The sequence below is a fragment of the Pantoea sp. SGAir0418 genome (assembly GCF_043529865.1).
Genome location: NZ_CP027911.1, coordinates 2,448,560 through 2,464,964 on the forward strand (window position 1 = coordinate 2,448,560; position 16,405 = coordinate 2,464,964).

21 protein-coding genes are annotated in these 16,405 nt (G+C 57.8%); 13 read left to right on the forward strand and 8 right to left on the reverse strand.

Annotation, left to right across the window (positions count from 1 at the left end):
* Positions 1–8 precede the first annotated feature (8 nt).
* From flgE to flgB, 4 genes are read right to left on the reverse strand one after another with little or no spacing between them, the layout of a single operon-like run.
* Entirely contained in the window at positions 9–1,211 is a 1,203-nt protein-coding gene (gene flgE, locus C1N84_RS11355) for a flagellar hook protein FlgE (protein WP_021506420.1), read from the reverse strand.
* 25 nt (positions 1,212–1,236) lie between these two features.
* Positions 1,237–1,911 carry a flagellar hook assembly protein FlgD gene (flgD, locus tag C1N84_RS11360; protein WP_021506421.1) on the reverse strand — a complete coding sequence of 225 codons (675 nt, stop codon included), beginning with the start codon at positions 1,909–1,911 and terminating at the stop codon, positions 1,237–1,239.
* A gap of 12 nt (positions 1,912–1,923) precedes the next feature.
* Positions 1,924–2,328: a flagellar basal body rod protein FlgC gene (gene flgC / locus C1N84_RS11365; protein WP_021506422.1), complete on the reverse strand. Its 405-nt coding sequence runs from the start codon at positions 2,326–2,328 to the stop codon at positions 1,924–1,926.
* Between the two features lie 2 nt (positions 2,329–2,330).
* The gene (flgB, locus tag C1N84_RS11370) at positions 2,331–2,744 is read right to left on the reverse strand and encodes a flagellar basal body rod protein FlgB (protein ID WP_021506423.1); all 414 of its coding nucleotides are present in this window, start codon (positions 2,742–2,744) and stop codon (positions 2,331–2,333) included.
* Positions 2,745–2,898: 154 nt separating this feature from the next.
* Between flgB and flgA the strand changes: the two genes are divergently transcribed.
* The 3 genes from flgA (at position 2,899) to flgN (ending at position 4,404) form a co-directional block, all read left to right on the forward strand.
* A complete protein-coding gene (gene flgA, locus C1N84_RS11375) occupies positions 2,899–3,558 on the forward strand; it encodes a flagellar basal body P-ring formation chaperone FlgA (RefSeq protein WP_021506424.1) in 660 nt (219 codons plus the stop codon).
* Between the two features lie 106 nt (positions 3,559–3,664).
* On the forward strand, positions 3,665–3,967 hold the full coding sequence (flgM, locus tag C1N84_RS11380; protein ID WP_058775421.1) for a flagellar biosynthesis anti-sigma factor FlgM: 303 nt from the start codon (positions 3,665–3,667) through the stop codon (positions 3,965–3,967).
* Between the two features lie 5 nt (positions 3,968–3,972).
* Positions 3,973–4,404, forward strand: coding sequence for a flagellar export chaperone FlgN (flgN, locus tag C1N84_RS11385; RefSeq protein WP_058775420.1), 432 nt, complete (start codon positions 3,973–3,975; stop codon positions 4,402–4,404).
* A gap of 67 nt (positions 4,405–4,471) precedes the next feature.
* Here the strand turns inward: flgN and murJ are convergent, their stop codons facing one another.
* The 4 genes from murJ to rimJ all read right to left on the reverse strand — a co-directional run bounded on the left by murJ (position 4,472) and on the right by rimJ (position 8,307).
* The gene (gene murJ, locus C1N84_RS11390) at positions 4,472–6,010 is read right to left on the reverse strand and encodes a murein biosynthesis integral membrane protein MurJ (protein WP_058759461.1); all 1,539 of its coding nucleotides are present in this window, start codon (positions 6,008–6,010) and stop codon (positions 4,472–4,474) included.
* 121 nt (positions 6,011–6,131) lie between these two features.
* A complete protein-coding gene (locus C1N84_RS11395; protein WP_088516464.1) occupies positions 6,132–7,052 on the reverse strand; it encodes a Gfo/Idh/MocA family protein in 921 nt (306 codons plus the stop codon).
* A 1-nt stretch (position 7,053) separates the two neighbouring features.
* Positions 7,054–7,698 (reverse strand): DUF480 domain-containing protein, encoded by a 645-nt coding sequence (locus C1N84_RS11400; protein ID WP_264441394.1) that lies wholly within the window; start codon positions 7,696–7,698, stop codon positions 7,054–7,056.
* 15 nt (positions 7,699–7,713) lie between these two features.
* Entirely contained in the window at positions 7,714–8,307 is a 594-nt protein-coding gene (rimJ, locus tag C1N84_RS11405; RefSeq protein ID WP_021506430.1) for a ribosomal protein S5-alanine N-acetyltransferase, read from the reverse strand.
* Positions 8,308–8,551: 244 nt separating this feature from the next.
* Here rimJ and mdtH point away from each other — a divergent pair, with 244 nt between their 5' ends.
* From mdtH to C1N84_RS11455, 10 genes are all read left to right on the forward strand, one after another.
* A complete protein-coding gene (gene mdtH, locus C1N84_RS11410) occupies positions 8,552–9,754 on the forward strand; it encodes a multidrug efflux MFS transporter MdtH (protein ID WP_104092805.1) in 1,203 nt (400 codons plus the stop codon).
* 89 nt (positions 9,755–9,843) lie between these two features.
* Positions 9,844–10,491, forward strand: a complete 648-nt coding sequence (grxB, locus tag C1N84_RS11415) for a glutaredoxin 2 (RefSeq protein ID WP_021506432.1) — start codon at positions 9,844–9,846, stop codon at positions 10,489–10,491.
* A 115-nt stretch (positions 10,492–10,606) separates the two neighbouring features.
* Positions 10,607–11,170: a lipoprotein gene (locus C1N84_RS11420; RefSeq protein ID WP_264441396.1), complete on the forward strand. Its 564-nt coding sequence runs from the start codon at positions 10,607–10,609 to the stop codon at positions 11,168–11,170.
* Between the two features lie 218 nt (positions 11,171–11,388).
* A complete protein-coding gene (gene pyrC / locus C1N84_RS11425) occupies positions 11,389–12,435 on the forward strand; it encodes a dihydroorotase (RefSeq protein ID WP_264441397.1) in 1,047 nt (348 codons plus the stop codon).
* Between the two features lie 68 nt (positions 12,436–12,503).
* Positions 12,504–12,749 (forward strand): DNA damage-inducible protein I, encoded by a 246-nt coding sequence (gene dinI / locus C1N84_RS11430; RefSeq protein WP_021506435.1) that lies wholly within the window; start codon positions 12,504–12,506, stop codon positions 12,747–12,749.
* A 144-nt stretch (positions 12,750–12,893) separates the two neighbouring features.
* Positions 12,894–13,163: a hypothetical protein gene (locus C1N84_RS11435; protein ID WP_010617279.1), complete on the forward strand. Its 270-nt coding sequence runs from the start codon at positions 12,894–12,896 to the stop codon at positions 13,161–13,163.
* Between the two features lie 287 nt (positions 13,164–13,450).
* Positions 13,451–13,705, forward strand: coding sequence for a biofilm formation regulator BssS (gene bssS, locus C1N84_RS11440; RefSeq protein ID WP_021506436.1), 255 nt, complete (start codon positions 13,451–13,453; stop codon positions 13,703–13,705).
* A gap of 106 nt (positions 13,706–13,811) precedes the next feature.
* Entirely contained in the window at positions 13,812–14,927 is a 1,116-nt protein-coding gene (gene solA, locus C1N84_RS11445) for an N-methyl-L-tryptophan oxidase (RefSeq protein WP_264441398.1), read from the forward strand.
* 284 nt (positions 14,928–15,211) lie between these two features.
* A complete protein-coding gene (locus tag C1N84_RS11450) occupies positions 15,212–15,784 on the forward strand; it encodes a cytochrome b (RefSeq protein WP_264441399.1) in 573 nt (190 codons plus the stop codon).
* A 1-nt stretch (position 15,785) separates the two neighbouring features.
* On the forward strand, positions 15,786–16,361 hold the full coding sequence (locus C1N84_RS11455; protein WP_021506439.1) for a YceI family protein: 576 nt from the start codon (positions 15,786–15,788) through the stop codon (positions 16,359–16,361).
* Positions 16,362–16,405 lie beyond the last annotated feature (44 nt).

Genomic DNA, 16,405 nt, shown 5'->3' on the forward strand with positions numbered 1-16,405 from the left:
TTAGCGTATTAACGAAGGTTGACCAGGGTGTTAAGAATCTGGTCCTGCGTTTTGATGGTCTGGCTGTTGGCCTGATAGTTACGCTGGGCAACGATCATATTCACCAGCTCTTTACTCAGGTCGACGTTGGACGCTTCCAGCGCGCCGGAGGTCAGGTTGCCGTAGGTACCGGTGCCTGCCAAACCGACTGCCGCCTGGCCCGAGGAGTTGGTCGCCGACCAGACGTTATCGCCTTCGGACTTCAGCCCTTCCGGGTTAGAGAAACTCGCCAGCACAATCTGACCCAGCAGCTGGGTTTTCTGGTTGGAGTAAGTCCCGGTGATGGTGCCGTCGTCGTTGATGGTGTAGCTGGTCAGATCGCCCGGTGCATAGCCATCCTGGGTTGGGTTACCGAAGTTGGTTTTGCCGGTGTTCTGCTGCAGGCTGCCGAGCACGCTGAGGCTGACCGCCTGGTTGGCCGCAGCACCGTTCGCACCCTGAATGGTCAGCGCCACGGTGCTGGCCGAGGTCAGGTTACCGCTGGTATCGAATACCATGTTGAAGTTACCGGCAGCCTGACCGGTGGTGGAATCAATCGCGTGCACCGTCCAGTTGTTGTCGGCCGTTTTGACGTAGTACAGATCCAGCGCGTGGTCGTTACCCTGCGAGTCGTATACGGTCACGGTGCTTTTAGCGTTGTAAGTATCCACGTTGGTCGCCGTGAACGCACCGCCGGTTGGCACCGCATCGGTTGAGTTCAGGTTGGATACCATAGTGGCGGTAGTGGTGGCGCGTGCCGACATCTGAGTGGTCGGAATGCTCAGCGCGACCGGGTTGGCACCGGCCTGAATGGTTGGCGGTGTGCCGTTAGCCGGATAGCCGGTTACGGTCAGGCCCTGGGTGTTCACCAGGTTACGGTTTTCGTCCAGCGTGAACTGGCCGTTGCGCGAATAGAACACGCCGCCGCTGGCGTCGGTCAGACGGAAGAAACCGTTGCCGCTCAGCGCCACGTCCAGCCCACGGCTGGTAGAGGTGGTGGTGCCGTCGTTAAAGTTCTGAATCACCGCTGCGACTTTGGTACCCATACCGACGTTCGAACCGGCGAACATATCGGCAAACGCGATGGTGCTGGATTTAAAGCCGGCCGTCGCCGAGTTGGCGATGTTGTTACCAATAACGTCGAGGTTGCTGGAGGCAGCGCCCAGGCCGCTCACCGCTTGTGAAAATGACATGCTATTTCTCCTGCTAAGAGGTTAGTCAGAGAATCTGACGAATTTCATCGAGGGTCGCGGAGCCCATGGTGCCGAGATCCAGTTTTGCGGTGTTATTCACGGTGCTGACGCCGTTGACATAGGCGTAGTTCAGCGGCTGTGCCACCAGTTGGGTGCTGCCATTGCTGGCGGCGAGTGAAACCGTATATTTGCCGTCCGGTGCGGCGCTGCCATCGTCCATCTTGCCGTCCCACGAGAAGGTGTGAACGCCGGCGCTGAGACCGCCGAGATCGATGGAGCGCACTACGCTGCCGTTGCCATCTTTGATGGTGACGCTGGTGGCGGTCGACGCGGTGCCCAGCTCCACGCCAAACGGCGTGCTGGTGCCGCTGCCGACCAGCACCTGGCTGCCCTTCACCATCACGCCATGGCCGATCAGCGTTGAGCTCTGCAGCGACTGGCTGGTGCTGATCTGACCGGAGATCGATCCCAGCGTGGTATTGAGTTTTTCAATCCCGCTCAGGGTGTTGATCTGCGTCAGCTGGGTTGTCAGCTGACTGTTGTCCATCGGGTTAGTCGGGTCCTGATTTTTCAGCTGCGTCACCAGCATGTTCAGGAACTGGTTTTGCAGATCCTGCGCGCTGTTGCCGCTGCCGGTGCTGCTGCTGGAGCTGAGGACCGTGGGGTCGAGGTTGTCTTTAATCCCTACTGCAAGGCTCATAATGCGTCTCCGTTACTGACCCATGGTGAGGGTTTTCATCATCATTGACTTCACCGTGTTTAGCACTTCGACGTTGGCCTGATAGCTGCGCGACGCGGACATGGTGTTAACGGTTTCGGCGACCACGTCGACGTTAGGCATTTTGACGTAGCCTTTCTGGTCAGCCAGCGGATTACCCGGGTCATACACCAGTTTGGCGGGCGTCGGGTCGTTCACGACACCGGCTACTTTGACGCCGCCGGTGGCCGCGCCCTGAGCGGCATCGGTCTGGAAAATCACCTGCTTCGCCACGTACGGCTGGCCGTCCGGCCCGGTGACGCTGTCGGCGTTGGCCAGGTTACTGGCGCTGACGTTGAGCCGCTGTGACTGTGCGGTCATCGCAGAACCGGCGATATCAAAGATATTCAGCAATGCCATGATTATTGCCCCTGCAGAACGCTCATCATGCCTTTGATCTGGCTACTGATGAGGGTGAGATCGGTTTGGTATTTCAGGCTGTTATCCGCAAACTGCGTACGCTCGCGATCCATATCCACGGTGTTACCATCCGCGGCAGGCTGATCGGGAATGCGGTACAGCAGATCCAGTGCGGGCTGTGAGTTGGTCTGCGCTTCAATGTGACGTGATGACGTGACATTGAGCGCCAGGCTGCTGCCTTCGGCACGGCCGTTCTGCATCACCTTGCTCAGCTGGCTGGCAAAGTCGATATCCCGCGCCTGGTAGCCCGGGGTATCGGCGTTGGCAATGTTAGACGCCAGAATCTCCTGGCGCTGCGCCCGCAGGTTTAATGCTTCTGTACCAAATCGCAGCGCGGCATCGAGTTTGTCGAGCATGCTTCCTCCGCGAATGAGAATTTCGAGCTGACAGCTTAATGGGACAAAAGCAAGGGCTATCGTCTGAATAGCAGCAAAAATCGTGGCTATTTTTCACCTTGAATTTTTGGTGCGCGGAGTAGACTCAGTGCCATCTTTTCGACAGGAGGCGTTGATGCGTACAACTTCTTCCCTGCTGGCCCTGCTGTGGCTGGCCTTCGCGACGCCCGGCTATGCCGCCGATCTCAGCGCGCAGCTGACTCAGTTCTTTCAGGCGCGCGATCCGCAGCACGCCGCCGGTATGACCGTGGTGGTCCGCACGCCGCAGACGCAGTGGCCCGCCTGCGACACACCGCAGCTGCTGCTGCCGGGTAACAGTCGCCAGTGGGGCAATCTGAGCATTGCCGCCAGCTGCGGCCAGAATCGTCGCTATCTGCAGGTGCAGGTGCAGGTCACCGGCGAGTATCTGGTGGCCAATCGTCAGCTGGCGCGCGGCAGCAACGTCAGCGCCAGTGATTTCCGTCTGGAGAGTGGCAGGCTGGATACGCTGCCGGCGCGCGCGCTGCTCAGCAGCAGCAATCTGGCGGACGCCATTGCCCTGCGTGACATTGCGCCAGGCCAGCCGGTGACGGCCACCATGCTGCGCCAGCCGTGGCGGGTGAAAGCCGGTCAGAATGTGATGGTGATTGCCAGCGGCAACGGCTTTAATGCCAGCAGTGAAGGTCGTGCGTTAAACAACGCCAGCGCGGCGCAGACGGTGCGCGTGCGCATGAGCAATGGCCAGGTGGTAAGCGGTCGTGTCAGCGAGGATGGGAATATTCTGATATCGCTATAAAGCGTTAAAGAACGCTGTTGTTCTGCCGATAGAGATATCAACAATGATATTACCCTATGCTGACTCAGTTGGCTGATCCCCAACTGACCCTAACAGGAGCCACACCATGAGTATCGACAGAACGCAGCCTTTAAAACCGGTGAGCACTGTACAAACCCGTGACAGCAGCGACAACCAGGCAAAAGTGCGTCAGAACAGCGCACCGGCCGCCAGCACCAGCCAGAATGGTGCGGAAGTGACGCTGAGTCCCGCTCAGGCGCAACTGATGCAGCCGGGCAGCAAAGATATTAACACAGCGCGCGTAGAGCAGCTGAAGACCGCCATTCGTAATGGTGAACTGAAAATGGATACCGGTAAGATCGCCGATGCGCTGATCGCCGATACCAGGGCGTTTTTAGAGGGTAAATAGTCCCGATGGATAATCTGCTGACCACCTTAGATAAAATGCAGGATGTGCTGAGTTCGCTTAACGTCGTGATGGATGAAGAGCAGCAGCAACTTTCTGCCGGACGGATTAATGGCAACCTGCTGCAGCGCATTACAGAAGATAAAAGCGCGCTGCTGACGACGTTGAATTATCTGGACGAAATGCGCCGCAAAACCGAGCTGTCGCTGGGTACCAAAGCGCCTTATCGTGGTCACAGTGATATCGCACGCCGCTGGCACAGCATTCAGCAACATACCCAGCGTCTGCGCGACGCCAATCAGCACAATGGCATGCTGTTGCAGCATCAGATGACCTTTACCGAACAGGCACTTTCGGTGCTGAAACCGCATCAGACCCAGTCCTTTTACGGCCCGGACGGCCGCGGTTTAGGCCAGAGCACGCTGAGCCGCAAAGGCTAAACGCAGCCGTGCTGCGGGTCCGCTGAATCAGGGTCGCCACACCGGGCGACCCTTTTTTATTGTGCGCTCACACCGCCGTGCGGCGGGCAAAATCGCGCGGGCGGAAGCCCAGTAAACCGAGCATCACGAAGTAAGCGCCGCCGCCAATGGCGCACACCGCCGCCAGCCGCAGTAGCCGCCACCACATCTGCCCCTCTTCCCACGCCGGCATCACCTGCAGAATGCCCAGCAGCGCAGCAGCCATCACCGCGACGGCGACCAGCAGACGCAGCAGGAAACCGTGCCAGCCCGGCTGCGGCTGAAAGATTTGCTGTTTGCGCAGCTGCCAGTAGAGCAGCGCCGCATTCAGGCAGGCAGCCAGACCAATCGACAGCGACAGACCGGCGTGCTTCAGCGGGCCGATAAACGCCAGGTTCATCAGCTGGGTCATGATCAAGGTGGCGATAGCAATCTTTACCGGCGTTTTGATGTCCTGCCGCGAATAAAAGCCCGGCGCCAGCACTTTCACCACGATCAGCCCCATCAGCCCAACCGAATAGGCAATCAGCGCGCGCTGGGTCATCGCCGCATCAAAAGCGGTAAATTTGCCGTACTGGAACAGCGCCACGGTGAGCGGACCGGAAAGAATGCCCAGCGCAACCGCGCTCGGCAGCGCCAGCAGGAAGCACAGACGCAGGCCCCAGTCCATCAGACGGGAATATTCATCGTGGTTGCCGCTGGCAAAACTCTTCGCCAGCGACGGCAGCAGGATGGTGCCGAGCGCCACGCCCAGCACGCCAGAGGGAAACTCCATCAGACGATCGGCGTAGTACATCCACGACACCGAGCCGGAGACCAGAAACGAGGCGAAAATGGTATTGATGATCAGCGAGATCTGGCTCACCGACACGCCGAGAATCGCCGGGCCCATCTGGCGCATCACCCGCCACACGCCGGCATCGCGCAGGTTGACGCGCGGCAGTACCAGCATGCCAATCTTTTTCAGGTGCGGCAGTTGATAAAACAGCTGCAGCAGCCCGCCCACGACCACTGCCCACGCCAGCGCCATCACCGGCGGATGGAAGTGCGGCGCGGCAAACAGCGCAAAGCCGATCATGCTGATATTCAGCAGCGTGGGCGCGAACGCCGGGACGGAGAAGCGGTTCCAGGTATTAAGAATCGCCCCGGCCAGCGACGCCAGCGAGATCAGCAGAATATAAGGAAAGGTGACGCGCAGCAGCGAACTGGTTAAGGCGAACTTGTCGGCGGTATCGGCAAAACCCGGCGCCGTTACCACGATTACCCAAGGCGCAGCGACCATGCCCAGCACTGTCACCACTGCCAGCACCAGCGTCAGCAGGCCTGATACATAAGCAACAAACACCCGCGTGGCGTCTTCGCCCTGCTTGCTTTTATATTCGGCAAGAATTGGCACGAAGGCCTGTGAAAAGGCGCCTTCGGCGAAAATACGGCGCAGCAGATTGGGCAGTTTGAACGCCACAAAAAAGGCATCGGTGGCCATGCCAGCCCCGAAAACGCGCGCCACGATGGCGTCGCGGGCAAAGCCCAGCACGCGGGAAAACAGGGTCATCGAACTGACCGCAGCCAGCGATTTCAGCAAATTCATAATGAGTGGCGCATCCTGAAAAGTGTCGGATAAATGAGCAACTTAGCGCGGACATCCTGCGATGTCCGGCGATAGTCTACTGCTGCGGTGGGAAATGACCAGCATTGAGTGTTACAAGGGGTTATTCCTGTACGGCGTCGCGCCACAGTTTTTCCACCAGACGCTGCGCCGCCAGCGCCTGTTCACCGCTGGTTTCAGGCATCGTCTGATTTTCCACGCACTGGATAAAATGGTGTGCCGCACCGCTGAAGCCACGCTGGGTCAGATGACTTTGCCAGGCCGGCGGGACATCACTGCGCAGGCCACTAAGCGTCTCTTCACGCCAGTCGCGCATCTCATTAATCTCGATGTAACGCCCGTCGCAGATGGCGCTGACCACTTCACGCTGCGTGCCCGCGCGGCGATGCATACTGGTAGTAATTTGCAGCGATCCGGCCGAGAAATGGTGCTCGCCGTAGAGCATTGCGCCGTCATCATGGGTGTCGATATGGCCGAGCTCCAGCCTGAGCTTGCCGCCGGCCAGCCACAGCGCGGTATCGACCACGTGCAGATAGTCATCCAGCAGGGTAAAGCGCAGGTCGTGCGGGCCGACGCTGTCTGCCCGGTGTTTTTCAATGCGCAGCGAGGATGCGCCCGGCAGCTGCGCTTTCAGCTGCTGGTAGCGCGGTGCAAAGCGCCGGTTGAAGGCCACCATCAGTTTGCGTTTGCGCTTTTCCGCCAGCGCCACCAGCGTCTCGGCCTGCTGCAGCGTTTCGGCCAGCGGCTTATCGACACAAACATCTTTACCGGCCAGCAGCAGCGCCTGCACTACCTCAAAATGACTGGCGGTGCTGCTGTGTACAAACACCGCATCGCTGGCCGCCGCCAGCGCATCCAGCTGACTAAAATAAGGAATACGGTAACTGTCGCAGATCGGCTGCGCCCGCGCCTGGCTGGGCGAGAACGCGCCCACCAGCTGCCAGCCGCTGGCCTGTGCCAGCACCGGCAGCCAGGCTTTCTGCGCGATACCGCCAAGCCCGACCACACCAATACGCAGCGTCATTTCACGCCTCCCGCTGCAGCAGTTGCTGCAGCTGAGCATCAAGGCGCGCCACCTGCGCTTCCAGCTGAGCAACGCGCGCGGCCAGATCGTCGGGTTCAGGCGACGCTGTGTGGCTCGCGGGTAGCTCATCCACCACCTCGCCGCCAAACAGGTGCATATAGCGGCTTTCACGCTTGCCCGGCTCGCGCGCCAGACGCACCACCATGGGGCCGTCGTCGCGCGTTGTCAGCCCCTCCAGCGTGCGTTCCACCTCGGCCATGTCCTGAAACTCATGCAGACGACCACTGCGGGTACGCAGTTCGCCCGGCGTCTGCGCGCCGCGCAGGAACAGCAGCGTCAGCACCGCCACTTCGGCGGCATTCAGCTGCAGATTGCCAAACGCCGAGTTGCAGAAACGCTGTTCATATTTGCTGACACGCTGACCGAAACCGCTGTTAGCGGTGACCAGATGCTTTTTCACCAGCTCATCGAGCTGAGCCTGCACCTCGCTTTCGCTCAGGTTCATTACCGGCTCACGGTTAGATTTCTGATTACAGGCGGTGACCACGCCATTGAGGGATAACGGATATTGATCCGGCGTGGTGACCTGCTTCTCCAGCAGGCAGCCGATCACGCGCAGTGCCTGCGCGGAGAGAACCATCTTCATTAAGTGTTCCTTTTATTATTGTCCGCGACGATCCGGGTTCCATTCGCGCCAGGTAAGCGCCGTCAGCACATGATCCTGCCAGCGGCCATCAATCAGTAAATAGTCTTTGGCGTAGCCCTCTTTTTCAAAACCGAGGCGCGCCAGCAAATCACCACTGCGCTGATTGTGCGGCATATAGTTGGCCATGATGCGATGAATGCGCTGCTGGCGCTGCATATAGCGAATCGCCGCCTGCAGCGCCTCAAACATCATGCCCTGCCCCTGCCACTTCTCTCCCAGCGAGTAGCCGAGATAGCAGGCATGAAACGATCCGCGCAGCACATTGCTGAAGTTGGCGACGCCGCGCACTTCATGCTCTTCCGGGTCCATCAGCACAAAATAGAACGCGGAGCCCTGTTTATGCATGTCGGCAATTAAACCCAGGCGTGCCTGCCAGCCAGAGGGATAACAGTGGCTCTCATCGCGCACCGGTTCCCAGGGTTTAAGAAAGGCGCGGTTTTCGGCGTAGTAATCCGCCAGACGCCAGGCATCGCGTTCATGTACTAAACGCACCACCAGACGATCGGTGGTAAGCCGCACGCGCGGGCCAGCAGAGCGATAGCCAAACATCATGACTCCTGAAATCCATAACGAAAGAAAGATGTACGCCAGCGGCGTTACTTCTCACTATAACCGTCACCCCGGCTGCGGTAAAACCCCGCGCATCGCTCACGGCAATTGATTCCGATTAAGGATTAATTTCTCTTCAGGCTGGATAAAAAAATATCATCCTGAAAACGCTATTTTTCCCGCCGGAGCAGGCAGAAAATAGACCAACTGGTCACTTTTCCTTCTCACTTGCTCAGGATTCAGCATGTCACGGGTTGCGCGGGCACGACGCCTTGGAAAAACGTTTCTGTTAGTCGATAACATGCTGGTGGTAATGGGATTCTTTGTGGTGTTTCCCCTGATCTCCATTCACTTTGTGGAACAGCTTGGCTGGGCCGCGCTGCTGGTGGGCATTGCGCTCGGCCTGCGCCAGCTGGTGCAGCAGGGGCTTGGCATCTTCGGTGGGGCCATTGCTGACCGTTTTGGCGCGCGGCCGCTGATTGTCACCGGCATGCTGATGCGCGCTGCCGGTTTCGCCTGTATGGCGCTGGCGCATCAGCCGTGGCTGCTGTGGCTGGCCTGCCTGCTGTCCGGACTGGGCGGCACGCTGTTCGATCCGCCACGCAGCGCGCTGGTGGTGAAACTGGTGCGGGCACGCGAGCGCGGACGCTTCTTTTCGCTGCTGATGATGCAGGACAGCGCCGGCGCGGTGCTGGGCGCGCTGATTGGCAGCTGGCTGCTGGCGTGGGATTTCCGTCTGGTGTGCTGGGTCGGTGCGGCGGTGTTTGTCGTCGCCGCCATCTTTAACGCCGTGTGGCTGCCAGCATGGCGCATCTCTACGGAGCGTATCGCCATGCGCGAGGGAATGCAGCGCGTGTGGCGCGACCGCCGTTTCCGCCTGTATGTCTTTACCCTGACCGGCTATTACATTCTCGCCGTGCAGGTGATGCTGATGCTGCCGGTCATGGTCAATCAGGTGGCGGGCGCACCGGCGGCGGTGAAGTGGATGTACGCGATTGAAGCGCTACTGTCACTCAGCCTGCTCTATCCGCTGGCGCGCTGGAGTGAAAAGCGCTTCCGCCTTGAGACACGCCTGATGGCCGGGCTGTTTCTGATGACCTTCAGCCTGCTGCCGGTTGGCATGACCGATTCGCTGCCGTCGCTGTTTTTGCTGATCGCCGTTTTCTATCTCGGATCGATCATCGCTGAACCGGCACGTGAAACCCTGAGTGCGTCCCTGGCCAGCGCCCGGGCACGCGGCAGCTACATGGGGTTCAGCCGGCTCGGTCTGGCAATTGGCGGGCTGATTGGCTACTCCGGTGGCGGCTGGATGTTCGATATGGGCCAGCAGCTGGCCCTGCCGGAGCTGCCGTGGATGCTGCTCAGCACCGTCGGTATGATCACGCTGCTGGCGCTATGGTGGCAGTTCCAGCCGCGCCAGGTGGCACCAGCGATCTTCAGCAGCTAGTTTGCCGGTTCAGGCGTTCTCTTCCATACTTCCCGCACGTCCGGAAAAAGGGTGACCTCCGTCACCCTGAGAATCACAGGAGAAACGGGATGAAACTTTACATCTACGATCACTGCCCTTTCTGCGTCAAAGCACGCATGATATTTGGCCTGAAAAACCTGCCGGTTGAGCTGATTGTGATGCTCAATGACGATGAAGCAACGCCGAAAAAGCTGATTGGCCAGAAAATGGCGCCGATTCTGCAAAAAGCCGATGGCAGTGCGATGCCAGAGAGCATGGATATCGTGCGCTTTGTCGATAATCAGGATCGCCAGCCGCTGCTGACCGGCAAGCAAAATCCCGCCATCGCCGACTGGCTGCGACGGGTCAATGGCTACATCAACAAGCTGCTGCTGCCGCGCATCGCTGAGGCCGCGTTTGCTGAATTTGCCACCCCCGAAGCGCGTGATTACTTCCGCGAAAAGAAACAGGCCAGCCTCGGTGACTTTGCCGAACTGCGTAAGCATGCCCCGGGTTTCATCAAAAATATCAGTGATGATCTGCGCCAGCTGGATAAATTGATCGTCAAACCCAATGCGGTGAACGGCGAGTTGTCTGAGGATGACATTCATCTGTTTCCGCTGCTGCGCTCGCTGACGCTGGTTTCCGGTATCGAATGGCCGAGCCGCGTCGCCGACTACCGCGATAACATGGCGAAACAGACGCAGGTGAATCTGCTGTCGTCGATTGCGGCCTGATGGCGCTGTGATGAGAAGCGCGCGGCTGCGTTTCTCATCTCTCTCCTGGTGACACCTGGCCCTGAATCAGGCAGGCTTAAGGCTGTTTGGCCGTATCAACCAGGAAGAAGAAATCATGAAGAAGGCGTTTCCCGGGCTGTTTGCCCTGTTTTTTGCCGTGCTGCTCAGCGGCTGTAACCAATTGACGCAATACACCATCAGCGAGCAGGAAGTGAATCAGGCGCTGCAAAAGCGCAACAACTACGAGAAAGACATCGGCGTGTCCGGGCTGGTGAATGCCCATATTGTACTGACCGATCTGAGCAGCCAGATTGGCCGCGAAGAACCCGGCAAAGTGACGCTGTCTGGTAAAGCCAACATCAACGTCAGCTCGCTGTTTGGTCCGCAGCAGGCCGAAATGCAGCTGAAGATGAAAGCGCAACCGGTGTATAACGCGCAGCAGGGCGCCATTTATCTGCAGGACCTCGAAATCGTCGACGCACAGGTGCAACCTGAGAAGATGGCGTCGATCATGAAAACCCTTACGCCGTATCTGGACGAATCCCTCAAGCGCTATTTCAATGAAAAACCCGCCTACGTGCTAAGCGCCGACCGCAGCAAAGGCGAGGCGCTGGCGAAGAAACTGGCTAAAGGGCTGGAAGTGAAGCCTGGCCAACTGGTGATTCCGTTTACCGATTAACGTTGCAAGCGGCCGTTCTCAGTGGCGGCCATGCATAGCGTGGCAGGATGCCGGCATGATTCTGCACGCGCCTGCCACGCTGCTACGCAATTTGCCGCGCCTGCGGTTATTTCTCTCCCGCACTGCAAAATCCCGTGCAAACGGTTGCCCGCCCCCTTATGATTAGTCCCCGGCCTAAACGAGCCATTTCGTTTTCACCTCAGCCGGAGCCTTTTTCAATGACAGCCCAACCCCAGCAAATCACGATTCGCCGCCCTGACGACTGGCACATCCACCTGCGCGATGGCGCGATGCTCAATGCAGTGCTGCCCTATACCAGCGCGGTGAATGGTCGTGCGATTGTCATGCCAAATCTGGTTCCGCCGGTCACCAGCGTTGCGGCTGCCGAAGCGTATCGCGCACGCATCATGGCGGCGCTGCCTGCTGGGCATCACTTCACGCCGCTGATGACCTGTTACCTCACCGATTCGCTCGATGCGGACGAAATCGAACGCGGCTTCCTCAGCGGTATTTTTACGGCGGCAAAACTCTATCCGGCACACGCCACCACCAACTCCAGCCATGGCGTCACCAACATTGCCTCCATTGCCAGCGTGCTGGAGCGCATGCAGGAAATCGGTATGCCGATGCTGGTGCACGGCGAAGTCACCGATGCGCACATTGATATCTTTGATCGTGAAGCGCGTTTCATCGAAACCGTGCTGCAGCCGCTGCGCCAGCAGTTCCCGGGCCTGAAAGTGGTGATGGAACACATCACCACGAAGGAAGCTGCGGAGTATGTGGCCGCCGGCAATGAACTGCTTGGCGCGACCATTACGCCACAGCATCTGATGTTCAACCGCAACCACATGCTGGTGGGCGGCGTGCGCCCGCATCTCTACTGTCTGCCCATTCTGAAGCGCAACATTCATCAGGAAGCGCTGCGTAACCTGGTGGCAAGCGGCAACCGTCGTGTCTTCCTGGGCACCGACACGGCACCGCACCTGCGCCATCTGAAAGAAGCCAGCTGCGGCTGTGCCGGCGTATTTAATGCGCCGACGTCGCTGCCCGCTTATCTGACCGTGTTTGAAGAGCTTGGCGCACTGGAGCATTTTGAAGCCTTCTGCTCTGAGAACGGCCCCAGGTTCTACGGCCTGCCGCTCAACGACGGTACCCTGACGCTGGTGCGTGAGCCGTGGACGGTGCAGGAGAGCATCACGGTCGCTGACGATACGCTGGTTCCGTTCCTCGCCGGTGAAACCCTTAACTGGCGCATCAAAGAATAATCATCTGCCGCTTGCCTTCGGGAATTTTATACTGTACAAATAAACAGTATATTATCCCGGAGGCGTTTATGCGTGTTGAAATTACCGTAGCAAAGACTCAGCCCCTTCCCGCCGGTGCACTGGATGCACTGAGCGCTGAACTCACTCGCCGTATCTCCCGCGATTTTCCCGACGACAATCATCACGTCAAAGTGCGCTATGCCGGTGGTAACCAGCTCAGCGTGTTTGGCGGCTGTAAAGAATCACGCGACCGCATCAGCGATATTTTGCAGGAAACCTGGGAAAGCGCTGACGACTGGTTTATTACCGATTAACCGCCACTGTGCCGTTTTTGCCGGGCCCGCCGCCCGGCTTTTTTGTTTTTATTTCCCGCTCGCCAGAAAAACCCGCGCCAGCTAGACTCTGATTAAACGATGTCCTATTCTTGCCTCGTCGTGCTTACAGGAGGTGTGTTGCACATGACTACTGAAAAACCAGAAGAGGCGATGACGTTTGGGGAATTACTGGCCTTCATTGCTGAACAGCAACGCCGTTTGACCGTGCTGGAAAATGCCTTTGCTACGCTGACCTTCTGTCTGGACGATCGCGCCAGCCAGCTGCTGGCTCACAATCTGACGCTCGAAGCGCAAAACCAGAATCATGACGCTCAGTTACAGCAGCATTTTGCCCGGCTGGCGGACGAGATCCATCGACGCAAAGGGCAGTTGCCTGCCGAGTCGCAGGGATAATTTCAGATTTTTACCCTGGCGTTTAGCCCGTTAAAGTTTTAATGCTGAGATGCCGATAATCGGTATGACGACACGTTGCGCTGCGACAATAAATACCCAGCTGCGTAAGGCGTTTATTTATTCGTTGAAAACCGGCTTTTGGCTGCTTTTATTTTGCTGTGTTTTTAGTCACCACACTTTTTAACTACTGTACTGTTAATTCCATGTTATAATTATCTCGCTAGTGCAAGATACAGACGCATTGAACCTCGAAAGCACTTCGTTTAACGAGTAATAAGGAGGTTATAATGGACAGAAGTAAAGACGTCATCCAGACCCATCCGCTGGTGGGATGGGATATCAGCACCGTTGACAGCTATGACGCCATGATGATCCGCCTGCACTCGCTATCATCGCAGGACCAGAAAGAAGAAGAAGCTGACGTGGGCCCAACATACTGGCTGACAACTGACGTAGCCAGACAGTTTATCTCTATCCTCGAAGCTGGCATTGCAAAGATCGAGTCCACTGAGCAATACCTACGCGATAATCGCAAGCACTAATCATCACCATCGCGTGAAAAGGCACCCTACAGGGTGCCTTTTTCATGGGCGCACTCTTTTGATATGCTATTGAAAAAAATCGCCGTTTTGCAGGAGTGATGTCGTCATGGTTTATGATCTGATTGTGGTGGGAAGTGGTTCCGTCGGAGCTGCCGCGGGTTTCTACGCAACCCAGGCGGGCCTGTCGGTGCTGATGATCGACAGCGCGCACCCACCCCACAGCCAGGGGACGCATCACGGCGAAACCCGCCTGATTCGTCACGCTTACGGCGAAGGTGAACGCTACGTGCCGCTGGTGCTGCGCGCCCAGACGTTATGGGATGAGCTGGAACGCCAGAGCGGCGAACGCATCATGCACCGTAGCGGCATTCTAAATCTGGCGCCGGCCAGCTCGGATTTCATTCACAACGTAATCGACAGTGCTAACCGCTGGCAGTTAGCGGTGCAGGTGTTACAGGCCGATGAGGTGCGTAAACGCTGGCCGCAGCTTAGCGTTCCGGACGGCTACGTAGGCGTATTTGAGCCCAACTCAGGTTTCCTGAAATGTGAACAGGCGGTGCGCAGCTGGGTGCAGCTGGCGGAACAGGCCGGCTGCGCGCAGCTGTTTAACTGCCCGGTCAGCGCGATTGGCCGCGAGGGCGATCTGCAGCAGGTCACCACCAGCGATGGCGTATTCCGCGCGCGCAAGCTAATGATCAGCGCCGGCACCTGGGTCAGTCAGCTGGTGGACAATCTGCCCGTTACGCCGGTGCGCAAGGTGTTTGCCTGGTATCAGGCCGATGGGCGCTACAGCGAAAATAACCAGTTCCCCGGCTTTACGGTAGAGATGCCGGATGGCAGCCATTTCTACGGCTTCCCGGCAGACAATAATGCCCTGAAAGTGGGACGCCACGATGGCGGTCAGCCGATGAAGACGCCAGCAGACCGCAAACCGTTCGGCAGCATCGCCGCTGACGGTAACGAAGCCTTTAGCTTCCTGCGCCAGTTTCTGCCAGGCGTAGGCGTGTGCCTGCATGGTGAAGCCTGCAGCTATGACAACACGCCGGATGAAGATTTTATTATCGATACCCTGCCCGGCGAGCCTGACCGACTGATCATCACCGGCCTGAGCGGCCACGGGTTTAAATTCGCCAGCGTGCTGGGTGAACTGGCCAGCGAATTTGCGCAGAATAAACCGTTCTCCTTTGACCTCACGCCCTTCTCACTTACGCGTTTTGCCTGATCGTGTTGCTGCCGGTGCAGAGCGCACTGGCAGCCATTGACCTTTCCTGACACAGATTTACTTTCCGCCCGCGTTTATGGCGCATTTGGTTTAGCAATAGCCATAGCCGCCAGGGCTAAAACGGCTATTTGCTTATTTATTCAGAATTATTGAATTACACCGCCAGCCTTTCGCCATATATATCGAACCCCTAAATTCAAAGTTATAGAAAAGTAAGGATGATTGATTTTCTATTTCAGGTTGTAGATTCTCATTACCACTTATTTCCTGATAACGGCTTAACTATGTGGCGTAATTCTCCACGGCATTACGGTGCGTTAACCATTGCGTTGCACTGGCTGATGGCGCTGACGATTTACGGTATGTTCGCGCTGGGTTTATGGATGGTCGGACTTGGCTATTACGACGGCTGGTATCACAGCGCCCCTGAGATTCACAAAGGCATCGGCATCTTACTGTTTGCTGCTCTGCTGCTGCGCCTGTGCTGGCGCGTGATATCGCCGCCGCCGGCACCGCTCAACAGTTACTCGCCGCACGTACGCCGTGCCGCCCATGCTGCGCACTGGCTGCTGTATGGCCTGCTGCTGGTGTTGCTGATCAGCGGCTATCTGATCTCTACCGCAGACGGCAAGCCGGTCTCAGTGTTTGGCTGGTTTGAGGTACCGGCACTGTTTAGCGGCGCGGGTGAGCAGGCCGATGTCGCTGGTGAGGTCCATTTATGGCTGGCGTGGGCTCTGGTGCTGTTGTCTGCCCTGCACACCCTGGCCGCGCTGAAACACCATTTTGTCGATCGCGACATGACGCTGAAACGGATGCTCGGTTACCGCATCCCCTTAACCTCTGAAAAGGAAAAGTAATATGATCAGGAAAACCCTGCTGGCGCTCAGCGCCGCTGCCCTCTTTTCGACCAGCCTGAGTGCCAGCGCGGCTGAGTATAAGTTTGATAAAGAGGGTCAGCACGCGTTTGTTCAGTTCCGCATTCAGCATCTTGGCTACAGCTGGCTGTACGGCAGCTTTAAAGATTTTGATGGCAGCTTTACCTTTGATGAAGCCAATCCGGCCGCGGACAAGGTCAACGTGACCATCAATACCAACAGCCTCGATACCAACCATGCCGAGCGCGACAAGCATTTGCGCAGCGCGGATTTCCTCAATACCGGCAAATTTCCGCAGGCCAGCTTCAGCTCGACTGAGGTTAAAAAACAGGGCAAGGATTATAAGATCACCGGCAACCTGACGCTCAACGGCGTAACGAAGCCGATCACGCTGGATGCGCAGCTGATTGGGGAAGGCAAGGATCCGTGGGGCGGTTATCGCGCCGGCTTTGCCGCCAGCGGCGAAATCGTGCTGAAAGAGTTTAACATCAGCAAAGATCTCGGTCCGGCCTCGCAAAAAGCCGAGCTGATCATTTCAGTCGAAGGTGTGCGTCAGTAATCAGCAGTACAGCCTGGCGGGCAATGCGCCAGGCTGTTAAGCCG